Source organism: Rhizobium sp. BK212 (genome assembly GCF_014197475.1).
GTDB classification, from domain to species: Bacteria; Pseudomonadota; Alphaproteobacteria; order Rhizobiales; family Rhizobiaceae; genus Rhizobium; species Rhizobium anhuiense.
In genome coordinates this window covers 16,022-33,575 of the sequence record NZ_JACIFS010000014.1, presented here as the reverse complement: position 1 = coordinate 33,575, position 17,554 = coordinate 16,022, and the positions used below count along the sequence as shown (strand labels likewise).

Here is a 17,554-nt window from a genome sequence, read left to right as displayed (position 1 = left end):
CTTAAGCGAACGCCCGCAATCGTCGGATCGTTTCTTCCGCCTCGCCGATCGCCTCCGGCGTTCCCACAGTCAGCCAATGGCCTTCGAGCACCATGCCGAAAAGTCGTCCGCGCGCGATCGCCTTGTCGAAATAGATATTGAGGTTGAAGGCATCCTTCGGCGCATCGTCGAACAGCGATGGGTTCATGGCGATGGCGCCGGCATAAACGACGGGATTGGATGGATCGTCGCGATAACGCGCCAGCCGGCCATCGGCCGCCAGACTGAAGTCGTTCTTGCCGTTGTGACCCGTCGTATCTTCGATCCCAACGCAAAGCAGCGCCATATCCATGTGGTCGGCATCGAAGAAGCCGGCTAAGCGTTGCAGGTTCGTCGGCCGCCCCGGCTGTTCGCCGATCCAGAAGAGATCGGCATTCATGACGAAAATATTGTCGCGGGTAAGCAGGCCGAGCCCCTTCGCCAGCCCGCCGCCGGAATTCATCAGCGCGTCACGCTCGTCGGAAATGACGATGTCGAGGCCGCGATAATTCCCGAGATGATCGAGCATCTGTTCGGCGTGGTGGTGAACATTGACGACGGCGCGTTCGACGCCGGCCGCCACCAGCGAATCCAGCGCGTAGTCGATCATCGGCTTGCCGTCGATCTTCACCAGCGGCTTCGGGATCGTGTCGGTGATCGGGCGCATGCGGGTTCCGAGACCCGCGGCCAGTACCATGGCTTGTCTGATGGTCATCCTGATTCGGAACTTATGATTCGCTCTGGCCTATTCCAGCCCTTGCGCACCAATCGCGCAAGGGGGCAAGCGTTTCATGCTCGAGCGCGACGTTCAGATAGGCGAGCGTGCGCGGCATGTGTTTCAGATAACCCGGCTTGCCGTCGCGCTGCAACAGCCGCACCCAGAGGCCGGCAAGCTTGCAATTGCGTTGCGCCGACATGATCGCCCAGGCCTTCATGAATCCGGTTTCGTCGAAACCGCCCTGTGCGTGGCGTAGCGTCAGATAGTCAGCCATCAATTGTTGGAAGAGATCCGGCTCGATCGTCACACGCGCATCCTGGACGATCGAGGCGAGATCATAGGCCGTGGGGCCGATCATTGCGTCCTGGAAATCGATGAGGCCGATCCGTTGGATGCCCGTCGCCTGCGGTCGCCAGATGATATTCGGCGAGTGGAAGTCGCGCAGCAGCAGGTTGTTCTCGGCCGATGCAAGCTCATCGATGAGCCTATCCCAGATCGCCAGATAATCCGCCCGCTCTTCCTCCGTTGCCGGTACTCCCTGACGCTTCCAGGGCAGGTGCCAGTCGAGCACCAGCCGCACCTCCATCTTCATCGCCGTGCGGTCGAAATCAGGAATATGATGGACATGCGCCTTTCCAACAGGGATGTCCTGCGCAAACTTTAGGGCGTGCAGTTTGGCAAGGCAGGCAACGCTTTCGCGATAGCGTTCGACAATAGGTTGGCCCCGGGCATCCAGAACGCCGTCGCTGCCGAGATCTTCGATCAGCAGAATACCCTTGTTATAATCCACCTTGTAGATCTCGGGCGCCGCAAAGCCGTCCTTGCGCAGCACATCGGCGATCGCCACGAAGGGATAGGCGTTTTCGGCGAGATGCGCGACTTTGGGATAGGGTTTGCCGTCGAGAACCGGCGGTCCTTCGGCAAGCGGCGGCCAGTCCATCAGGATGACGCGCTGGTTTTCGGCCTTCGGATAGATCGCCTCATAGGCACGTAACGAGGCATCGCCGGTCAGGAAGCGACGCCTCGCTTCGGGATGACCAGCATCGTCAAGGAAATCGCGAATCGACAGGACACGACGGATGCGTGAATTTTGCGCACCGGTAGCTCTGATTGTCGCCCGGCGGCCATTACCTTCATGTTCCAGCGTCAGCGCGATGCGCTCCGCAGGCAGTTCGCTCTCGGCCATCTCAGGCCATTCGACGAGACAGATGCCGTTTTGCAGAGCCTCGTCGAAGCCCAGTTCCATCAGTTCGGCCGGATCGCCAAGCCGGTAGAGATCGAAATGAGAAACGGGGATGCGCAGGTCGTAGGATTGCACCAGCGTGAAGGTCGGGCTCGGGACTTCGAGCTCCTCGTCATCGGCGATGGCGCGCAGGATCGCGCGGGCGAGCGAGGATTTCCCCGCGCCGAGATCGCCGGAAAGAGCAAGGCAGTCACCGGCTTTCAGGGCCAGCGCCAAATCTTCGCCGAGGCGGAGGGTGGCCGCCTCGTCTTCCAGAAAAAGCGAGATTGCATCGCCGGTCGTCATTCGGCGGCGGCGGAATGCGGTACATCGACCGAGGGAATACGGCAGACGACGGTCGTGCCATTGCCGGGTTCGCTGTCGATCGTCACGTCGCCATGATGCAGGCTGACGAAGCTGTCAACGATCGAAAGGCCGAGGCCGGCGCCGCCGCGTTTGCCGCTTTTCGCTCCCGTCGCGAAACGGTCGAAGACGGTGGCGATCATGTCAGGCGAGATGCCCGGGCCGCGATCGCTGACGGAGAAGACGAAATCCGTGCCGTCGCGATGGCATTCCAGCGAGATCGAGCTGCCTTCGGGCGAGAAATTCGCCGCATTGGAAAGCAGCTTCAGCAGGATCTGTTTCAGCCGCTGCGGATCGGCAACGATCGAGCCGAGATAGGCGGGTGCGGTGATTTCGAGTGCGACGCCGCTTTCCTGGAGACGATCGGCGATCTGCATCGACACGTCGTCGAGCAGATCGTTGAGATCAATATCCGCATAGTTGAGGCGCATGATGCCGGCATCGACGGTCGCAAGGTCGAGAATATCGTTGACCAGCGTCAAGAGAACGGAGGACGAGGTCGAGATGTGGTCGATATATTCGGCCTGCCGTTCGGTCAGCGGGCCGACGCCCGGCGTGCGCAGGAGATCGGTGAAGCCGATGATGTTGGTCAGCGGCGAACGCAGCTCGTAGGACACGTGCTGGACGAAGTCGTTCTTCAGCTCGTCGGCCTTGCGCAATGCTTCGTTCTTCTCGGTCAGCGCGCGCTCGGCCCGCACGCTGTCGGTCATGTTGACGAAGGTCAGCATGGTCTGGGCGTTCGGCAGCGGGATAACGGCGTAGTCGAGCACGAGGCCGGAGAAGAGTTCCAGCGTCCCCTGGCCCGAGCGGCGTTCGTCGTCGAAGCTGGTGATCAGTTCGGCGAAGGCCTTCCAGCCGTCCGGCCGGTCATAAGACGGCGCGCAGGCCTCGCCCAGCGCACGAATATGGGTGCCGGGCTTGGCTTCGGTTTCCGTGATCCCCCAGAGCGCGCGGAAGGCCGGGTTCGAAAGGCGGATGCGTCCGTCAGGGCCAAACACCGCCACACCTTCGGAAAGATGGTCGATCGTTTCGCCCTGTACCTTGACCAGCGTGTTGTAGCGCGTTTCGAGATCGACCTGCTCGGTCAGGTTTTCGAACACCCAGGTGGCGCCGCCCTGGGGATGGGCAGTCGCGAAGACGCGCAGCGTCTGACCGTTCGGCAGGTGCCAGAGATCGGATTGCGTGTCGAGCGCGCGATAGACGGAGAGCGCGGTTTCCTTCCAGCTTTTCCAGTTGAGCTGGTCCGGCAGTTTCTTGGCTGCCCGCAGCCGCTCGAGCAGCTCGCTATTGTCAGGCCGGCCTTCGAGGAAGGCGATATCGAGCTGCCAGAGCGCCACGAAGGCCTGGTTGTAGAATTGCAGGCGGCGGTCGCCGTCGAAAATGGCAACGGGAGTGGCAAGATGATCGAGCGTCTCGGCATGGCTCTTCAGCGTCCGCTCCAATTCGGCGCGCACGGCCTCTACGTCGGACACATCGATCGCGATGCCGGCCGAGCCGCCGGGAACCCTGACGTCGACGACGTCGAAGAATGTGCGGTTGCCGCGCACGACCGTCGAGATCGTGTCGTGGAAGGGCGATTCCGGCGTCGTCGTCGCGCGAATGCGCTCGCGCGCCACGGTAGTCAGCATCTCGCGGCCTTCATTGATCGCCTGCTGCGGCGAGCGCGCTTCGACCGCCTCGCCATAAGCCTGGTTGACCCAGGTGAGGCGCCCCACCGGGTCGCGCTGCCAGGCCGGCATGTCGATCGCGTCGAGCATGGTCTGGAAGGCCGAGATCGAGGTCATCAGCCGGTCGCGCTCGATCCGGAGCTCTGCGAGTTCGGCGCGCAGATTGTTGAGCGCCACGAAACGGACGAAGGCACGCCCGCCGGAAACCCGGCCCTGCGCCTCGAGGATTTCGTCGCGGATGGTTTCGACCACCATGTCGAAGCTCTGTGCCTCGTCGCGCAGCCGATCGATCGCCTTTTCCAGTTCGGAGGCCGAACGTGACTTCAGCCACAGGCCGAAGGCCAGGAATTCGCCGTCCTGCGGCGCGCCGGTCTCGGGCGGAAGCTGGCCGAGCAGTTCAGGGCGGGCATTGCCGTCCCAGATGACGATCCGCCGATTCTTGTCGGCGATCAGAGCCTGGTATTGGGAAATGCGCTGCTGGGCGTCAGAGAGTGCCGAGCGGATTTCCCGGCTCTCGTTTTCCAGATTGCCGCGCTGGCGCACGAGCCACAGCGTCGAAAGCAGTGCCGCCGATATGACGCCGATGACGACGGAAACGCCGACGACTTGCGAGGATGTGAAGAGGTGGGCCGAGGCCGCCGCCTGCTGCTCCGTCTGTGCCAGAACCGGCCGCGCCAACGCGGCAAGCGCGGTACCGGCCGCGCAGGTTTTCAGGAAGCGCGCCAATGGTCCATGCTCTTGCTTTGCGGCCTCGTGTGCCGTTGCAGATTTATATCCTTGGCCTGCCATGAGCGGGCGGCGACCGGCGCAAGCGCCATCATCCGCCTGACCGGGCAGGCTGCTTTTCATTTCCGACATCCGCGGTATGTCTCCGTCCTTCAATGTGCCGCATTACGACAAGACATCCCATTTTCGCAGCGGTCGGACGGGGTCCGGCGCCACGAATCAAGTCTTAAAACAATACTTCGGAAGGGAATCGGCGGGAAGGGAGCGTCCAAAAAATAAGCCGCGACATTTGTCAATGCCGCGGCTTCTACATCTTGTGGATATTAACGGTCGGATCAATATCTGTAGTGGTCGGACTTGAACGGGCCCTTCGGCGAGACGCCGATATAGGCAGCCTGTTCCTCGGAAAGCTCGGTCAGCTTCACGCCGAGCTTGTCGAGATGCAGGCGCGCGACCTTTTCATCGAGATGCTTAGGCAGGATATAGACCTTGTTGGAATACTGGTCGGGCTTGGTGAAGAGCTCGATCTGCGCCAGCGTCTGGTTGGTGAAGGAAGCCGACATCACGAAGGACGGATGGCCGGTGGCGTTGCCGAGATTGAGCAGGCGGCCTTCGGAAAGAAGGATGATCCGGTTGCCCTTGGGGAATTCGATCAGGTCGACCTGCGGCTTGACGTTGGTCCACTTGAGATTGCGCAGCGCAGCGACTTCGATTTCGTTGTCGAAGTGACCGATGTTGCCGACGATCGCCATATCCTTCATCTGACGCATATGGTCGATGCGGATGACATCCTTATTGCCCGTGGTGGTGATGAAGATATCGGCCGAGGAAACGACGTCCTCGAGCAGGACGACTTCATAACCATCCATGGCGGCCTGCAGGGCGCAGATCGGATCGGCTTCGGTCACCTTGACGCGGGCGCCGGCACCGGAAAGCGATGCGGCAGAACCCTTGCCGACGTCGCCGTAACCGCAGACGACGGCAACCTTGCCGGCCATCATCACGTCGGTGCCGCGGCGGATACCATCGACCAGCGATTCCTTGCAGCCATACTTGTTGTCGAACTTCGACTTGGTGACGGAGTCGTTGACGTTGATGGCCGGGAAGGGCAGCAGGCCCTTCTGGCTGAGCTGGTAAAGGCGATTGACGCCCGTCGTGGTTTCTTCGGTAACGCCCTTGATGGCATCACGCTGCTTGGTGAACCAGCCCGGCGAAGCGGCAAGGCGCTTCTTGATCTGCGCGAAGAGGATTTCCTCTTCTTCGGAATGCGGATGGGACAGCACGTCCTCGCCGGCTTCGGCGCGGGCGCCGAGCAGGATATACATAGTGGCGTCGCCGCCGTCATCGAGGATCATGTTGGAAAGGCCGCCATCGGCCCACTGGAAGATCTTGTCGGTATACACCCAGTAGTCTTCGAGCGACTCGCCCTTGATGGCGAAGACCGGAACACCGGCAGCGGCGATCGCGGCAGCGGCATGATCCTGCGTCGAGAAGATGTTGCACGAGGCCCAGCGGACTTCGGCACCGAGCGCGACCAGCGTTTCGATGAGCACGGCCGTCTGGATGGTCATATGCAGCGAGCCGGTGATGCGCGCGCCCTTCAGCGGCTTTGCCTGGCCGAATTCGGTGCGGCAGGACATCAGCCCCGGCATTTCGGTTTCGGCGATCGTAATTTCCTTGCGGCCGAAGTCCGCAAGCCCGATATCGGCGACGACATAATCTTTTTCAGTGCTCATAGAGGTCTCCAGGCTGAAAAACGTCTCAAAATTGGCGCAGGCGCGAAGATGACCGCGCGACGGATGGGCCGCGTGCTCATGCATGTCGCCTGGAAGTGCAGCGGTTCCGGGACAACGACAGGCATAACGACGAAGAGCTAAAGTGCATTGCATGAACCAAGTTCGATGCGAACGCGCGTTAGCGCACGGCATGTCGCCGTTTAGCAGGCTTCGTCTGAGATGGCAATAAGGATATAAAGAAGTCTTTATATGTTTATATGAGCTCGGCCGGAGCTCACATTTCTTCGCCGAACCTGTTCTGGATCAGCTGATCCAGCGCCTCCAGGGCTTCCTCGGCCTGACTGCCGCTCGCCGAGACGACGACGCTAGAGCCGGGGCTGGCCGCAAGCATCATCAGGCCCATGATGGAAGTGCCGCCAACCGTCATTCCATCTTTGGAAACGGTGATGGCTGCATCGAAGGTTTCGACCATCTGCACGAATTTGGCGGAGGCGCGCGCGTGAAGACCGCGCTTGTTGATGATCAGGAGTTCCCGGGAGAGCGATGTCATGAAGGCCCGTTATTTTCCGCTGAGCACACGGCTCGCGACATTGATATATTTCCGCCCGGCTTCGGAAGCCTCCACCAGGGCCTTCTCCATGTTGTTCTCGCCGCGTACGCCGGCAAGCTTGATCAGCATCGGCAGGTTGACGCCGGCAATGACTTCGGTATGGCCGCTGCTCATCACTGATATGGCGAGATTGGACGGCGTGCCGCCGAACATGTCAGTCAGGATGACGACGCCATGGCCGTCATCGGCACCGGAAACGGCTTCCAGAATGTCCTGCCGTCTCTGGTCCATGTCGTCTTCGGGGCCAATGCAGACCGTCTCGATGAATTTCTGAGGACCGACGACGTGCTCGACAGCATGACGAAACTCTTCAGCCAGCTTGCCATGAGTGACAAGCACAAGTCCGATCATGATATTACTGCTCCCATATACGCAATCGGTGGCCCCAATATCGCAATGCAGCAATTACGTCCACCGGTGGGGGCACATCTTGGCTATGAAAAGCCGAAGTGCAAGATAAAAATGCGAATATATAAGGCAGATTGACCAATCCGGAAGGCTTCAATGCCCGATATCGGGTGCTTTCGCCATCAGGATCGCAAGCGGTGCGGAAACACCTGTGAGCAACCGCAATGCGGGAAGCGAAAATCCGGCCGCAAGGCTGACGGTTTCGCCTTCGGGGGGCAGGCGGTTTTCGCCGGAAGCGGTGCCCGGAAGCACGGCATAATGCATGGCTGCGCTCGGAATATGATCCTGCTGGACGATGCCGGTGCCGCGAAGCTCGATCAGCCCGGCGATCGACGGTGGGCATGTGGCGATGACCGTGCCGGCCTCTCCCGACAAAAGCACCTGGTCGTCGGCGACCAGTGCCGTGAAAAGCCCGAGCCGGCGCGCCTCGGTCATGCAGGTGAAGGCCAGCATCGATTTGCCCCAGCCGGAGGGGCCGCTGAACAAGAGTCCCGTCCTGCCGACGACGATCGCCGTCGCATGAATGTTCAGAGCGTCGGTCATGCGGCGGCGTCGACGGGCAAAGAGAGGATGAAGCGCGCGCCGAGCACATGTCCGCCTTCGGAATCGGTAATGTTTTCGGCTCTCAGCGAACCGCCATGGGCTTCGGCGATCTGGCGGCTGATCGAAAGGCCGAGGCCCGAATTCTGGCCGAAGCCTTCCGATTCCGGACGGTCCGTATAGAAACGCTCGAAGATACGGTCGATATTTTCCGCCTGGATGCCCGGACCATTGTCTTCGATCGTCGTGACGCAGCGCGAACGTGTCCGCACCAGCCGCACGATAATCTTGCCGCCCTTTTCCGGCACGAAAGAGCGGGCGTTCTCGATCAGGTTGGCGATGATCTGGCCGATGCGCAGATCGTGGCCGTTGACCACGAAGCGGGTCTTGACGTTCGGCTTGCGTTCGATCGCATATTCGATCTCCACCTGCTTCTTGCTGCTCCGGACCTGGCGCGAAACCTCGATCAGGTCGCGCAGCAGCACCTCCATGTCGACGGAGCCGGCGTCGACGCGGGCGAGTTCGGCATCGAGGCGGGAGGCGTCGGAGATATCGCTGATCAGCCGGTCGAGACGGCGGACGTCGTGCTGGATGACATCCATCAGCCGCTTCTTGGAATCGTCGGAGCGGGCGAGCGGCAGCGTTTCGACAGCGCTGCGCAGCGATGTCAGCGGATTCTTGAGCTCGTGGCTGACATCGGCCGCGAAACTCTCGATCGCATCGATGCGGTCGTAGAGCGCCGTCGTCATTTCGCGCAATGCGATGGAAAGATTGCCGATTTCATCCTGGCGGGCGGAGAAGTCGGGGATCTCCTCACGCGCCTTGGCGCCGCGGCGCACACGGATGGCGGCGGCCGAAAGGCGGCGCAGCGGATTGGCGATCGTCGAGGACAACACCAGCGAAAGCAGCACGTTGACGAGCGTCGCGACGCCGAAGACGCGCATGATGGCAAGCCGCTCGGCATGAACGATATTGTCGATGTCGCCTGCCTGTGTCGACAGCAGCAGCACGCCGAGCACGGCGCGGAAGCGCTGGATCGGCACGGCGACGGAAACGATGAGCTCGCCTTTTTCGGTCGTGCGCACGACCGCCCCGCGCACGCCGGTCAGCGCGTTCATCACCTCGGGATAGATCGAGCCGTCGCCACCCGGCGCCTCTTTGTAGACCGGCAGATTGCCGGGCTGCAACGCCTTGTTGAACAGGGTCGCGAACCACTCGCTCCAGGTCTGTTTCTCCTCTTCGACCGGCGGCAGATCGAAGCGCAGCACCTGGCCGCGCGAATAGAGATGGCGCGAATCGAGCAGCAGATTGGCGTCGGCATCGAAGATGCGGGCGCGTGTGCGCGTCGGAGAGATCAGCCGGCGCAGCACCGGGGCGACCTTCTCGGGGTCGATCGGAAATTCCAGGTCTTCGTCGTTCGGCACCGGGGTGATGCTCTGACCGGCCTGCAGCTCGAGCAGCTTCTGCGGATCGATGGTGATCGAGTTGGTATCGACCGAGGCGGAGGCCGAAACGGCGCCGGCGATGATCTCGCCCTGCGTCAACAGGCTCTCGACGCGAGCGTCGATCAATCCCTCGCGAAACTGGTTGAGGTAGAGGATGCCGCCAACGAGAACCAGCAGCGCGGCCAGATTGAAGAACAGGATACGCCGCGTCAGGCTCGAAAACACCGCATTGCCGAAGATGCGGCGGATCAGCGTGAAGGGGTGCGACCAACGGCGGCCTCGGACGCGACGGGTGCTCACGCCCTCCGCATCGTCCAGATCCCTTTCCTGCACCAACTGTGCCAATGACAGGCCCTTTCGAAGGGCGGGGCCGGATGGAACCGGCCCGCTGCCCTCAACAATTCCCACAGCGCCGCGCGTCTTTTCAGACGCGCAAAAGGCGCTGCAACAGTTTGAACCGCTGCATATTTTATTCTTGGATCGGCTCCAAGGAATTATGCAGTCGCGCCGCGCCGGTTAGGCTCAGGCTGCTTCGCGGAAGCGGTATCCCACTCCGTAGAGTGTTTCAATCATATCAAAGTCGGTGTCGACCATCTTGAATTTCTTGCGCAGCCGCTTGATGTGGCTGTCGATGGTCCGGTCGTCGACATAGACCTGTTCGTCATAGGCCGCGTCCATCAGCGCGTCGCGGCTTTTGACGACGCCGGGGCGCTGCGCCAGCGAATGCAGAATCAGGAATTCGGTCACCGTCAGTGTCACGGCCTCACCCTTCCAGGTGCAGGTATGGCGTTCCTGGTCCATGACCAGCTGGCCGCGCTCCAGTGAGCGGGCCTGCTGCACCGCGCCGGCCTTCGGCGCGCCGGCGGGGCTAGTGCCGGCGGCAGCGGCTTCACGGCTGGAGGCGCGGCGCAGGACGGCGCGCACGCGCTCGACCAGCAGGCGCTGCGAAAATGGCTTGGTGATGAAATCGTCGGCGCCCATCTTGAGGCCGAACAGCTCATCGATCTCCTCATCCTTGGAAGTGAGGAAGATGACGGGAATATCCGACTTCTGCCGCAGGCGGCGCAGCAGCTCCATGCCGTCCATGCGCGGCATCTTGATGTCGAAGATCGCCAGCTGTGGCGGTCGCGCCAAAAGGCCGTCGAGCGCCGAGGCACCGTCCGTATAGGTCTCGACCTTATATCCTTCGGCCTCCAGTGCGATCGACACAGAGGTAAGGATGTTGCGGTCGTCATCAACGAGCGCGATTGTCGGCATGGTGTTGGTCTCCGTCATCAGTGCGCAATCTCCCGGATTTTGCTCTCCCCAGGCGGTCTCAATGACCGGATGCGCTTATGGAGGATAAAGGTGGAACAAATTGTGGCAAAGATAAAGGGGAAGATTGTCGTAAAATTCGCCGGCAATCTTAAGTGGTGCGGCAAAATGTTTAAACGCGGCTCCTTAAAACGATTTAAAATGTAGGCCATAAATTTAAATCGATTAAATATTTGATATTACTGCACTTTCTCAATTTCTACATCTTGTGTTTTAAAATTTCTGCCCGTATTTTCGCGCTTAGTTTTAACGGCAACGAGCCTGAGCGAAGGGAACTAGCCATGGAAATGTTCGGAGTTCATAACCCGGCAACAGAGCTGGCAACGGTTGGATTGGGCGGCGCAGCCAGCGCTCGCTACAACTTTTCCGCCGCCGCGCTCTATGAAGAAGCGATCCGCCGGGGCGAAGCCGAACTGACCGCTCAAGGTGCACTGCGGGCTATCACCGGCCAGCACACCGGCCGTTCGCCGCGCGACAAGTTCGTTGTTCGCGATGCCAATACCGACGGCGAGATCTGGTGGGACAACAACAAGCCGCTCTCGCCGGAACATTTCACCCTGTTGCGCGACGATATGCTTGCGCATGCCGCGGGCAAGGAACTCTTCGTCCAGGACCTCGTCGGCGGTGCCGAGGAAGGCCACGCCCTGCCGACCCGCGTCGTCACCGAATTCGCCTGGCATTCGCTGTTCATCCGCAATCTGCTGATCCGCCCCGACGCTGCAGCGCTCCCCACCTTCGTGCCGAAGCTGACGATCATCGATCTGCCGAGCTTCAAGGCCGATCCGGCCCGCCACGGCTGCCGTTCGGAAACGGTGATCGCCTGCGATCTCACCAACGGTCTCGTCCTCATCGGCGGCACGTCCTATGCCGGCGAAATGAAGAAATCGGTCTTCACCGTGCTCAACTACCTGCTGCCGGCCAAGGGCGTGATGCCGATGCACTGCTCGGCCAATGTCGGCCCGGACGGTGACGCGGCGGTCTTCTTCGGCCTTTCCGGCACGGGCAAGACGACGCTTTCGGCCGATCCGGCCCGGACGCTGATCGGCGACGACGAACACGGCTGGAGCGAGAATGGTATCTTCAACTTCGAAGGCGGCTGCTACGCCAAGACCATCCGCCTCTCGGCCGAGGCCGAGCCGGAAATCTATGCGACGACGCAGCGTTTCGGCACTGTACTGGAAAACGTCGTGCTCAACGAAAGCCGCGAGCCGAATTTCGACGACGGGTCGCTGACCGAGAATACCCGTTGCGCCTATCCGATGGATTTCATCCCGAACGCCTCGGAAACGGGCCGCGCCGGGCACCCGAAGACGATCATCATGCTGACCGCCGATGCCTTCGGCGTGATGCCGCCGATCGCCCGATTGACGCCCGACCAGGCGATGTATCACTTCCTCTCCGGCTACACCGCCAAGGTGGCCGGCACCGAAAAGGGTGTCGTCGAGCCGGAAGCGACCTTCTCGACCTGTTTCGGCGCCCCGTTCATGCCGCGGCATCCGGCCGAATACGGCAATCTGCTCAAGGAGCTGATCAGCCGTCATGGTGTGCAATGCTGGCTGGTCAATACCGGCTGGACTGGCGGCGCCTATGGCACCGGCAAGCGCATGCCGATCAAGGCGACACGTGCGCTTCTCGCTGCGGCTCTGGCCGGTGAACTCGGCAATGTCGAATTCCGTGCGGATCCGAATTTTGGCTTCGCCGTGCCGGTCTCGGTCAACGGCGTCGATGGCAGCATTCTCGATCCACGCTCGACCTGGGCCGACAAGGCAGCCTATGACGCGCAGGCCGAAAAGCTGGTCTCGATGTTCATTGCCAACTTCGCCAAGTTCGAAAATCACGTCGACGGCGGCGTCCGCGATGCAGCCCCCGGCGTGAAGGTCGCCGCCGAATAAGGCGCGCAAGCAATTCCAGCAAAAGTGTGCAGCCGTTTTGCGTCCGGAATTGCGCTAGACAGACTCCCTGACTCACGTGAAACCCGGCATCGCAGGATTGCCGGGTTTTCCTTGATGCCGGCCGATATTTTCAATTCATCGTCGATGTGAGATAGAACGCCGCATGGCCAGCGACGCGCTCTATATCGATGACAGGATCACCATCGCGGGATGGGAGCTGACGGAACAATTCGTTCTGGCGGGTGGTCCCGGCGGGCAGAATGTCAACAAGGTCTCGACGGCGGTCCAGCTGTTCTTCAACATTCCGAATTCGCCGTCCCTCAATGATCGCGTGAAAACCAACGCGATCAAGCTTTCCGGCCGGCGTCTGTCGAAGGACGGCGTGCTGATGATCGAGGCGAGCCGCTTTCGCAGCCAGGACCGCAACCGCGAGGACGCGCGCGACCGGTTGAAGGAACTGATATTGGAGGCCGCCAAGCCGCCGCCGCCGCCGCGCAAGAAGACCAAACCGACCAAGGGTTCGGTCGAACGCCGCCTGAAGGAAAAATCCGGCCGCTCGGAAGTCAAGAAAATGCGCGGCCGCCCCGGCGGTAGTGAATGACATGCCGGTACTCCTGAGCGGCATCCGCCATCTCCCCGGCTATCTCGACCGCGCGCGTCAGGAGGCATTGGTCGAGGTAATCCGCGCTGTCGTCGCCGAAGCGCCGCTTTACGTGCCCGCCATGCCCGGCACCGGCAAACCGATGTCGGTGCGCATGACCAATTGCGGGCCGCTCGGCTGGGTGACGGACAAGGAGTGCGGCTATCGTTACCAGCCGATGCATCCGGCGACCGGCAGGCCCTGGCCTGATATGCCGCAGCAACTGCTCAATATCTGGAATGACGTTGCCGGTTACGACAAACCGCCCGAAGCCTGCCTCGTCAATTTCTATTCCGACGACGCGCGCATGGGCCTGCATCAGGATAAGGACGAACAGGATCTCAAGGCCCCGGTTGTCTCGCTTTCGCTCGGCAACAGCTGCCTCTTTCGCGTCGGCGGTCTCAGCCGCAATGACCGTACCCTATCTTTCAAGCTTTCGAGCGGTGATCTGGTCGTGCTCGGCGGCGAGGGGAGACTGTGTTTCCATGGCGTCGACCGCATTCACCCGGCGACGTCGACGCTCCTGAAAAATGGCGGCCGCATCAATCTGACGCTGCGCCGCGTCAATCCCTGAAGCTGATATTCGGAATAGAATCGTCTGCTATAGTTTTCGCAGCGCGACCTGTTCGATCAGATGATCCTTGCCCTTTTTCAGGATGAGATCGGCGCGCGGACGCGTCGGCAGAATGTTCTGGCGCAGGTTCTTCAGGTTGATATTCGCCCAGAGATCCTCGGCGATATTAAGCGCTTCCGCGTCGCTGATCGAGGCGTAGCGATGGAAATAGGAATTCGGATCGCGGAAGGCCGTCTCGCGCAGCCGCATGAAGCGCGTGACATACCAATTGTGGATCTGATCTTCCGCGGCATCAATATAGATCGAGAAGTCGAAGAAGTCGGAGACCATCGGTACGATCTTGCCGCCGGCAGGCAGATCGCGCGATTGCAGCACGTTGATGCCCTCGAAGATCAGGATGTCGGGCCGGTCGACGATCTTGTATTCGTCCGGCAGCACGTCGTAGACGAGGTGCGAATAGCTGGGCGCCTTCACATCCGGCTGCCCCGCCTTGATTGCCGAGAGGAAGCGCAGGATCGCCGCTGTGTCGTAGCTTTCCGGAAAGCCCTTGCGCTGCATCAGCTTTTCCCGCTGCAGCACGGCGTTCGGATGGAGGAAGCCGTCGGTGGTGACGAGATCGACCTTCGGGCTGGAAGGCCAGCGCCCCAGAAGCTCCTTGAGGATACGGGCCGTGGTTGATTTGCCCACCGCGACCGAGCCGGCGATGCCGATGACGAAGGGCGTCTTCGTCACATCGGACAGGCTGAGGAAGCGGTTGCGCTGTTCAAATAGCATCTGCGAGGATTCGACATGCGCCGAAAGCAACCGCGACAGTGACAGATAGATGCGCCGGACCTCGTCGAGATCGATCGGATCGCCCATCGAACGCAGCCGTTTGACCTCGCCGCCAGTCAGCGTCAACGGCGTGTCGGCGCGGAATTTCGCCCATTGTTCGGAAGAGAAGAAGTGGTAGGGCGAATAGGATTCCGACTGGAAGTGATCCAACGTTTCCGGCACCCCGATAATCTCAGTCGCGATACTCATGAACTCTGCCGGCTGGCCTTTTCCTTGAGGCCGGACTGCGCGGTTCTGCGCTCGAGTTCGGCCATGACATTCTCTAACGGTATTTCAGCAATCTTCAATACGACCAATAGGTGATAGAGCACATCGGCGGCCTCATAGGTCAGATTGTCGCGGTCGCCGGTCACCGCCGCCATCACGGCTTCGATCGCTTCTTCGCCGAGCTTCTTTGCCGCTTTCGGCTGGCCGGCGGCCACGAGCTTGGCTGTCCAGGATTGCTCCGGCGAGGCTTTCGACCGCTCTGCGACAATGCTTTCGAGATCGGAAAGGGAAAATCCGCTCATAGGTCCGCTTTCAAGGTTCAGTCGAGACGCATGTCGATGCCGCACTTCGACATATAGTGCTTCGCCTCGCTGACGGAATAGGTGCCGAAATGGAAGATCGACGCGGCGAGCACGGCATTGGCATGGCCCTCCTTCACCCCGGCGACCAGATCGTCGAGATCGCCGACTCCGCCCGACGCGATCACCGGCACACGCACCGCATCGGCGATCGCCCGCGTCAGTTCCAGATCGTAGCCGACCTTGGTGCCGTCGCGATCCATCGAGGTGACCAGCAACTCGCCGGCGCCGCGCGCCACCATCTTCTGGGCGAATTCGACGGCATCGATGCCGGTCGCGTTGCGGCCGCCATGCGTATAGATTTCCCAGGCGCTGAGATTGTCGCCGCCGACCGCCTGCGTGCGCCGGCGCTTGGCGTCGATCGAAACGACGATGCACTGGTCGCCGAACTTGTCGGCGGCTTCAGCGACGAAGTCGGGATTGCTGACGGCTGCCGAATTGATCGACACCTTGTCGGCGCCGCACAGCAAAAGCTTGCGGATATCGGCGATAGCACGCACGCCGCCACCGACCGTCAGCGGCATGAAGCATTGGTCGGCCGTGCGCGACACGACATCGAAGATCGTCTCGCGATTGTCCGAGGAGGCGGTGATGTCGAGGAAGCAGAGTTCGTCGGCGCCGGCCGCATCATAGGCCTTCGCGGCTTCGACGGGATCGCCGGCATCGACGAGGTTGAGGAAGTTGACACCCTTGACGACGCGGCCGTCCTTGACGTCGAGGCAGGGGATGACACGGGCCTTGAGGGTCATTTACGCGGTCTCCTTCGCCCGGGCCGCTTTGATCAGCGCCAGCGCTTCCTTGGGATCGATACGGCCGTCATAAAGGGCACGGCCCGAGATCGCCCCTTCCAGCTTGCGTGCATCGGGTTCCAGCATGCGTCTGACATCGTCGAGCGAGGCAAGGCCGCCCGAGGCGATGACGGGAATGGAGACGGCATCGGCAAGCTCCAGCGTCGAGCTCCAGTTGATACCGGTCAGGATGCCGTCGCGGTCGATATCGGTATAGATGATTGCGGCGACGCCGGCGCCCTCGAATTTCCTGGCGAGCTCGACGATGCCGAGTTCGGAGGCCTCCGCCCAACCCTCGACGGCCACTTTGCCGCCCTTGGCGTCGATGCCGACGGCGACATGACCAGGAAATTTCCGGCAGGCTTCGATGACCAAAGCCGGATTTCTGACCGCGGCGGTGCCAAGAATGACGCGCCGCAGCCCGCGCGACAGCCAGGCCTCGATATGATCGAGTGTGCGGATGCCGCCGCCGAGCTGCACCGGATTGTCAGTTGCCTTCAGGATCGCCTCGACGGCATCGCCATTGGCCGAATGTCCCGCGAAAGCGCCGTCGAGATCGACCACATGCAGCCATTCGAAACCCTGGTCTTCGAAGGATCTCGCCTGGGCGGCCGGATCGGTGTTGTAGACCGTCGCCTGTTGCATGTCGCCGAGCTTCAGGCGGACGCATTGGCCGCCCTTCAGGTCGATCGCGGGAAAAAGGATCATGTCGTCTTACGTCCGTAGAGTGGTCGGTACCATCAGCGCATTCCACGCATCTACGATATCCGAGCGGAAAAAGACAGCGGCAATGGTGGCCGCGCCGAAAAGCAAAAGAAGGAGCAGGATGACGGCAAAGCCGGCCCGGACCTGGCGCCAGAAGCCGAGGCGCCTCTTCATCGATTTCTCGATTTCGCGCACCCGGTGCAGTGCTTCGCTGTTGACTGCGGTGAGCCGGATTTCAGCCTCCATCGCCTCGACATAGGTCTCGGCATAACTCGACAGGATCTGCGAGGCGCGATCGCGCAGCGTGTTGCGCAGGTCGGTGGAGAGATAGTTGCTGCTGACGGCGGCAAGCTCGGCCTCGTTGGGCGAACGGCCGGCGTTGCGCTGACGATGGCTGAGGACGAAATCGCGCTTCTGCCGCTCATAGAGTGCATAGGCAAGCAGGCCGATCAGGTCATCCTCGCCCTCGATATAGAATTCCAGCACCGCTTCAGTGACGTCGCCGGCGTTGACGCCGTTGGCGCGCAGCAGCGAATTCTCGTTGCCGGCAAGAAATTCATGGATCATCGGTCCAGCCTTTCTTTCAACACCTTGGCCGCATTGGAGAGCGCTTTCTTATGGATGGTTTCGTCGACACGACGAATGATCGTTCCGTCGGGAAGCCGAATATCCGAGAAGGGCGGCAGGCCTTCCCTGGAGGGTCTCAGCGTGTAGAACACCTTGCCTGATTTCCGCGAAGTCGGCATCGAGCGCACTCCTGTTCCGCCGTTTCCATAAAGGGGAAATAA

Annotated in this window: 18 protein-coding genes; 3 read left to right on the top strand and 15 right to left on the bottom strand. The window is 61.1% G+C overall.

Annotated elements, in window-relative coordinates:
- Window position 1: 1 nt before the first annotated feature.
- The 9 genes from FHT79_RS30155 to FHT79_RS30115 form a co-directional block, all read right to left on the bottom strand.
- Window positions 2-733: a nucleotidyltransferase family protein gene (locus FHT79_RS30155; RefSeq protein WP_132574506.1), complete on the bottom strand. Its 732-nt coding sequence runs from the start codon at window positions 731-733 to the stop codon at window positions 2-4.
- A gap of 13 nt (window positions 734-746) precedes the next feature.
- Window positions 747-2,264: a tRNA (adenosine(37)-N6)-threonylcarbamoyltransferase complex ATPase subunit type 1 TsaE gene (gene tsaE, locus FHT79_RS30150; RefSeq protein WP_183904627.1), complete on the bottom strand. Its 1,518-nt coding sequence runs from the start codon at window positions 2,262-2,264 to the stop codon at window positions 747-749.
- Window positions 2,261-4,846, bottom strand: coding sequence for a PAS domain-containing sensor histidine kinase (locus FHT79_RS30145; protein WP_132574508.1), 2,586 nt, complete (start codon window positions 4,844-4,846; stop codon window positions 2,261-2,263). Before FHT79_RS30145 ends, tsaE begins: the two co-directional genes overlap by 4 nt.
- A gap of 203 nt (window positions 4,847-5,049) precedes the next feature.
- Window positions 5,050-6,450: an adenosylhomocysteinase gene (ahcY, locus tag FHT79_RS30140; protein ID WP_047616091.1), complete on the bottom strand. Its 1,401-nt coding sequence runs from the start codon at window positions 6,448-6,450 to the stop codon at window positions 5,050-5,052.
- Window positions 6,451-6,724: 274 nt separating this feature from the next.
- Window positions 6,725-7,000, bottom strand: a complete 276-nt coding sequence (locus tag FHT79_RS30135; RefSeq protein WP_003544133.1) for an HPr family phosphocarrier protein — start codon at window positions 6,998-7,000, stop codon at window positions 6,725-6,727.
- 9 nt (window positions 7,001-7,009) lie between these two features.
- A complete protein-coding gene (locus FHT79_RS30130; protein WP_003544139.1) occupies window positions 7,010-7,411 on the bottom strand; it encodes a PTS sugar transporter subunit IIA in 402 nt (133 codons plus the stop codon).
- A 150-nt stretch (window positions 7,412-7,561) separates the two neighbouring features.
- Complete coding sequence (locus FHT79_RS30125; RefSeq protein ID WP_048338406.1) at window positions 7,562-8,011, bottom strand: serine/threonine protein kinase; 450 nt, start codon at window positions 8,009-8,011, stop codon at window positions 7,562-7,564.
- The gene (locus FHT79_RS30120) at window positions 8,008-9,798 is read right to left on the bottom strand and encodes a sensor histidine kinase (RefSeq protein WP_048338405.1); all 1,791 of its coding nucleotides are present in this window, start codon (window positions 9,796-9,798) and stop codon (window positions 8,008-8,010) included. Before FHT79_RS30120 ends, FHT79_RS30125 begins: the two co-directional genes overlap by 4 nt.
- 177 nt (window positions 9,799-9,975) lie before the next feature.
- The gene (locus FHT79_RS30115) at window positions 9,976-10,710 is read right to left on the bottom strand and encodes a response regulator transcription factor (RefSeq protein WP_188947094.1); all 735 of its coding nucleotides are present in this window, start codon (window positions 10,708-10,710) and stop codon (window positions 9,976-9,978) included.
- Between the two features lie 338 nt (window positions 10,711-11,048).
- Here FHT79_RS30115 and FHT79_RS30110 point away from each other — a divergent pair, with 338 nt between their 5' ends.
- The 3 genes from FHT79_RS30110 (at window position 11,049) to FHT79_RS30100 (ending at window position 13,873) form a co-directional block, all read left to right on the top strand.
- Window positions 11,049-12,659 carry a phosphoenolpyruvate carboxykinase gene (locus FHT79_RS30110; protein ID WP_048338404.1) on the top strand — a complete coding sequence of 537 codons (1,611 nt, stop codon included), beginning with the start codon at window positions 11,049-11,051 and terminating at the stop codon, window positions 12,657-12,659.
- Between the two features lie 163 nt (window positions 12,660-12,822).
- Window positions 12,823-13,260, top strand: a complete 438-nt coding sequence (gene arfB / locus FHT79_RS30105) for an alternative ribosome rescue aminoacyl-tRNA hydrolase ArfB (RefSeq protein ID WP_047615978.1) — start codon at window positions 12,823-12,825, stop codon at window positions 13,258-13,260.
- Between the two features lies 1 nt (window position 13,261).
- Window positions 13,262-13,873, top strand: a complete 612-nt coding sequence (locus tag FHT79_RS30100; protein WP_183904626.1) for an alpha-ketoglutarate-dependent dioxygenase AlkB — start codon at window positions 13,262-13,264, stop codon at window positions 13,871-13,873.
- Between the two features lie 27 nt (window positions 13,874-13,900).
- Here FHT79_RS30100 and coaA read toward each other — a convergent pair whose 3' ends face one another.
- From coaA to FHT79_RS30070, 6 genes are read right to left on the bottom strand one after another with little or no spacing between them, the layout of a single operon-like run.
- Window positions 13,901-14,896, bottom strand: a complete 996-nt coding sequence (gene coaA, locus FHT79_RS30095; RefSeq protein WP_183904625.1) for a type I pantothenate kinase — start codon at window positions 14,894-14,896, stop codon at window positions 13,901-13,903.
- Window positions 14,893-15,216 (bottom strand): phosphoribosyl-ATP diphosphatase, encoded by a 324-nt coding sequence (locus FHT79_RS30090; RefSeq protein ID WP_017962659.1) that lies wholly within the window; start codon window positions 15,214-15,216, stop codon window positions 14,893-14,895. Before FHT79_RS30090 ends, coaA begins: the two co-directional genes overlap by 4 nt.
- A gap of 17 nt (window positions 15,217-15,233) precedes the next feature.
- Window positions 15,234-16,022, bottom strand: a complete 789-nt coding sequence (gene hisF / locus FHT79_RS30085; protein WP_047615982.1) for an imidazole glycerol phosphate synthase subunit HisF — start codon at window positions 16,020-16,022, stop codon at window positions 15,234-15,236.
- A complete protein-coding gene (gene hisA, locus FHT79_RS30080; protein ID WP_183904624.1) occupies window positions 16,023-16,769 on the bottom strand; it encodes a 1-(5-phosphoribosyl)-5-[(5-phosphoribosylamino)methylideneamino]imidazole-4-carboxamide isomerase in 747 nt (248 codons plus the stop codon). It abuts the gene before it with no gap.
- Between the two features lie 6 nt (window positions 16,770-16,775).
- The gene (locus FHT79_RS30075) at window positions 16,776-17,333 is read right to left on the bottom strand and encodes a hypothetical protein (RefSeq protein WP_183904623.1); all 558 of its coding nucleotides are present in this window, start codon (window positions 17,331-17,333) and stop codon (window positions 16,776-16,778) included.
- Window positions 17,330-17,512, bottom strand: coding sequence for a hypothetical protein (locus tag FHT79_RS30070; protein WP_063473904.1), 183 nt, complete (start codon window positions 17,510-17,512; stop codon window positions 17,330-17,332). Before FHT79_RS30070 ends, FHT79_RS30075 begins: the two co-directional genes overlap by 4 nt.
- Between the last annotated feature and the right edge of the window lie 42 nt (window positions 17,513-17,554).

What these genes read in the sequence shown, in the direction of transcription:
- FHT79_RS30155 (WP_132574506.1), bottom strand. Translation starts at nt 733, where the DNA reads ATGACCATCAGACAAGCCATGGTACTGGCCGCGGGTCTCGGAACCCGC.
- tsaE (WP_183904627.1), bottom strand. Translation starts at nt 2,264, where the DNA reads ATGACGACCGGCGATGCAATCTCGCTTTTTCTGGAAGACGAGGCGGCC.
- FHT79_RS30145 (WP_132574508.1), bottom strand. Translation starts at nt 4,846, where the DNA reads ATGTCGGAAATGAAAAGCAGCCTGCCCGGTCAGGCGGATGATGGCGCT.
- ahcY (WP_047616091.1), bottom strand. Translation starts at nt 6,450, where the DNA reads ATGAGCACTGAAAAAGATTATGTCGTCGCCGATATCGGGCTTGCGGAC.
- FHT79_RS30135 (WP_003544133.1), bottom strand. Translation starts at nt 7,000, where the DNA reads ATGACATCGCTCTCCCGGGAACTCCTGATCATCAACAAGCGCGGTCTT.
- FHT79_RS30130 (WP_003544139.1), bottom strand. Translation starts at nt 7,411, where the DNA reads ATGATCGGACTTGTGCTTGTCACTCATGGCAAGCTGGCTGAAGAGTTT.
- FHT79_RS30125 (WP_048338406.1), bottom strand. Translation starts at nt 8,011, where the DNA reads ATGACCGACGCTCTGAACATTCATGCGACGGCGATCGTCGTCGGCAGG.
- FHT79_RS30115 (WP_188947094.1), bottom strand. Translation starts at nt 10,710, where the DNA reads ATGCCGACAATCGCGCTCGTTGATGACGACCGCAACATCCTTACCTCT.
- FHT79_RS30110 (WP_048338404.1), top strand. Translation starts at nt 11,049, where the DNA reads ATGGAAATGTTCGGAGTTCATAACCCGGCAACAGAGCTGGCAACGGTT.
- arfB (WP_047615978.1), top strand. Translation starts at nt 12,823, where the DNA reads ATGGCCAGCGACGCGCTCTATATCGATGACAGGATCACCATCGCGGGA.
- FHT79_RS30100 (WP_183904626.1), top strand. Translation starts at nt 13,262, where the DNA reads ATGCCGGTACTCCTGAGCGGCATCCGCCATCTCCCCGGCTATCTCGAC.
- coaA (WP_183904625.1), bottom strand. Translation starts at nt 14,896, where the DNA reads ATGAGTATCGCGACTGAGATTATCGGGGTGCCGGAAACGTTGGATCAC.
- FHT79_RS30090 (WP_017962659.1), bottom strand. Translation starts at nt 15,216, where the DNA reads ATGAGCGGATTTTCCCTTTCCGATCTCGAAAGCATTGTCGCAGAGCGG.
- hisF (WP_047615982.1), bottom strand. Translation starts at nt 16,022, where the DNA reads ATGACCCTCAAGGCCCGTGTCATCCCCTGCCTCGACGTCAAGGACGGC.
- hisA (WP_183904624.1), bottom strand. Translation starts at nt 16,769, where the DNA reads ATGATCCTTTTTCCCGCGATCGACCTGAAGGGCGGCCAATGCGTCCGC.
- FHT79_RS30075 (WP_183904623.1), bottom strand. Translation starts at nt 17,333, where the DNA reads ATGATCCATGAATTTCTTGCCGGCAACGAGAATTCGCTGCTGCGCGCC.
- FHT79_RS30070 (WP_063473904.1), bottom strand. Translation starts at nt 17,512, where the DNA reads ATGCCGACTTCGCGGAAATCAGGCAAGGTGTTCTACACGCTGAGACCC.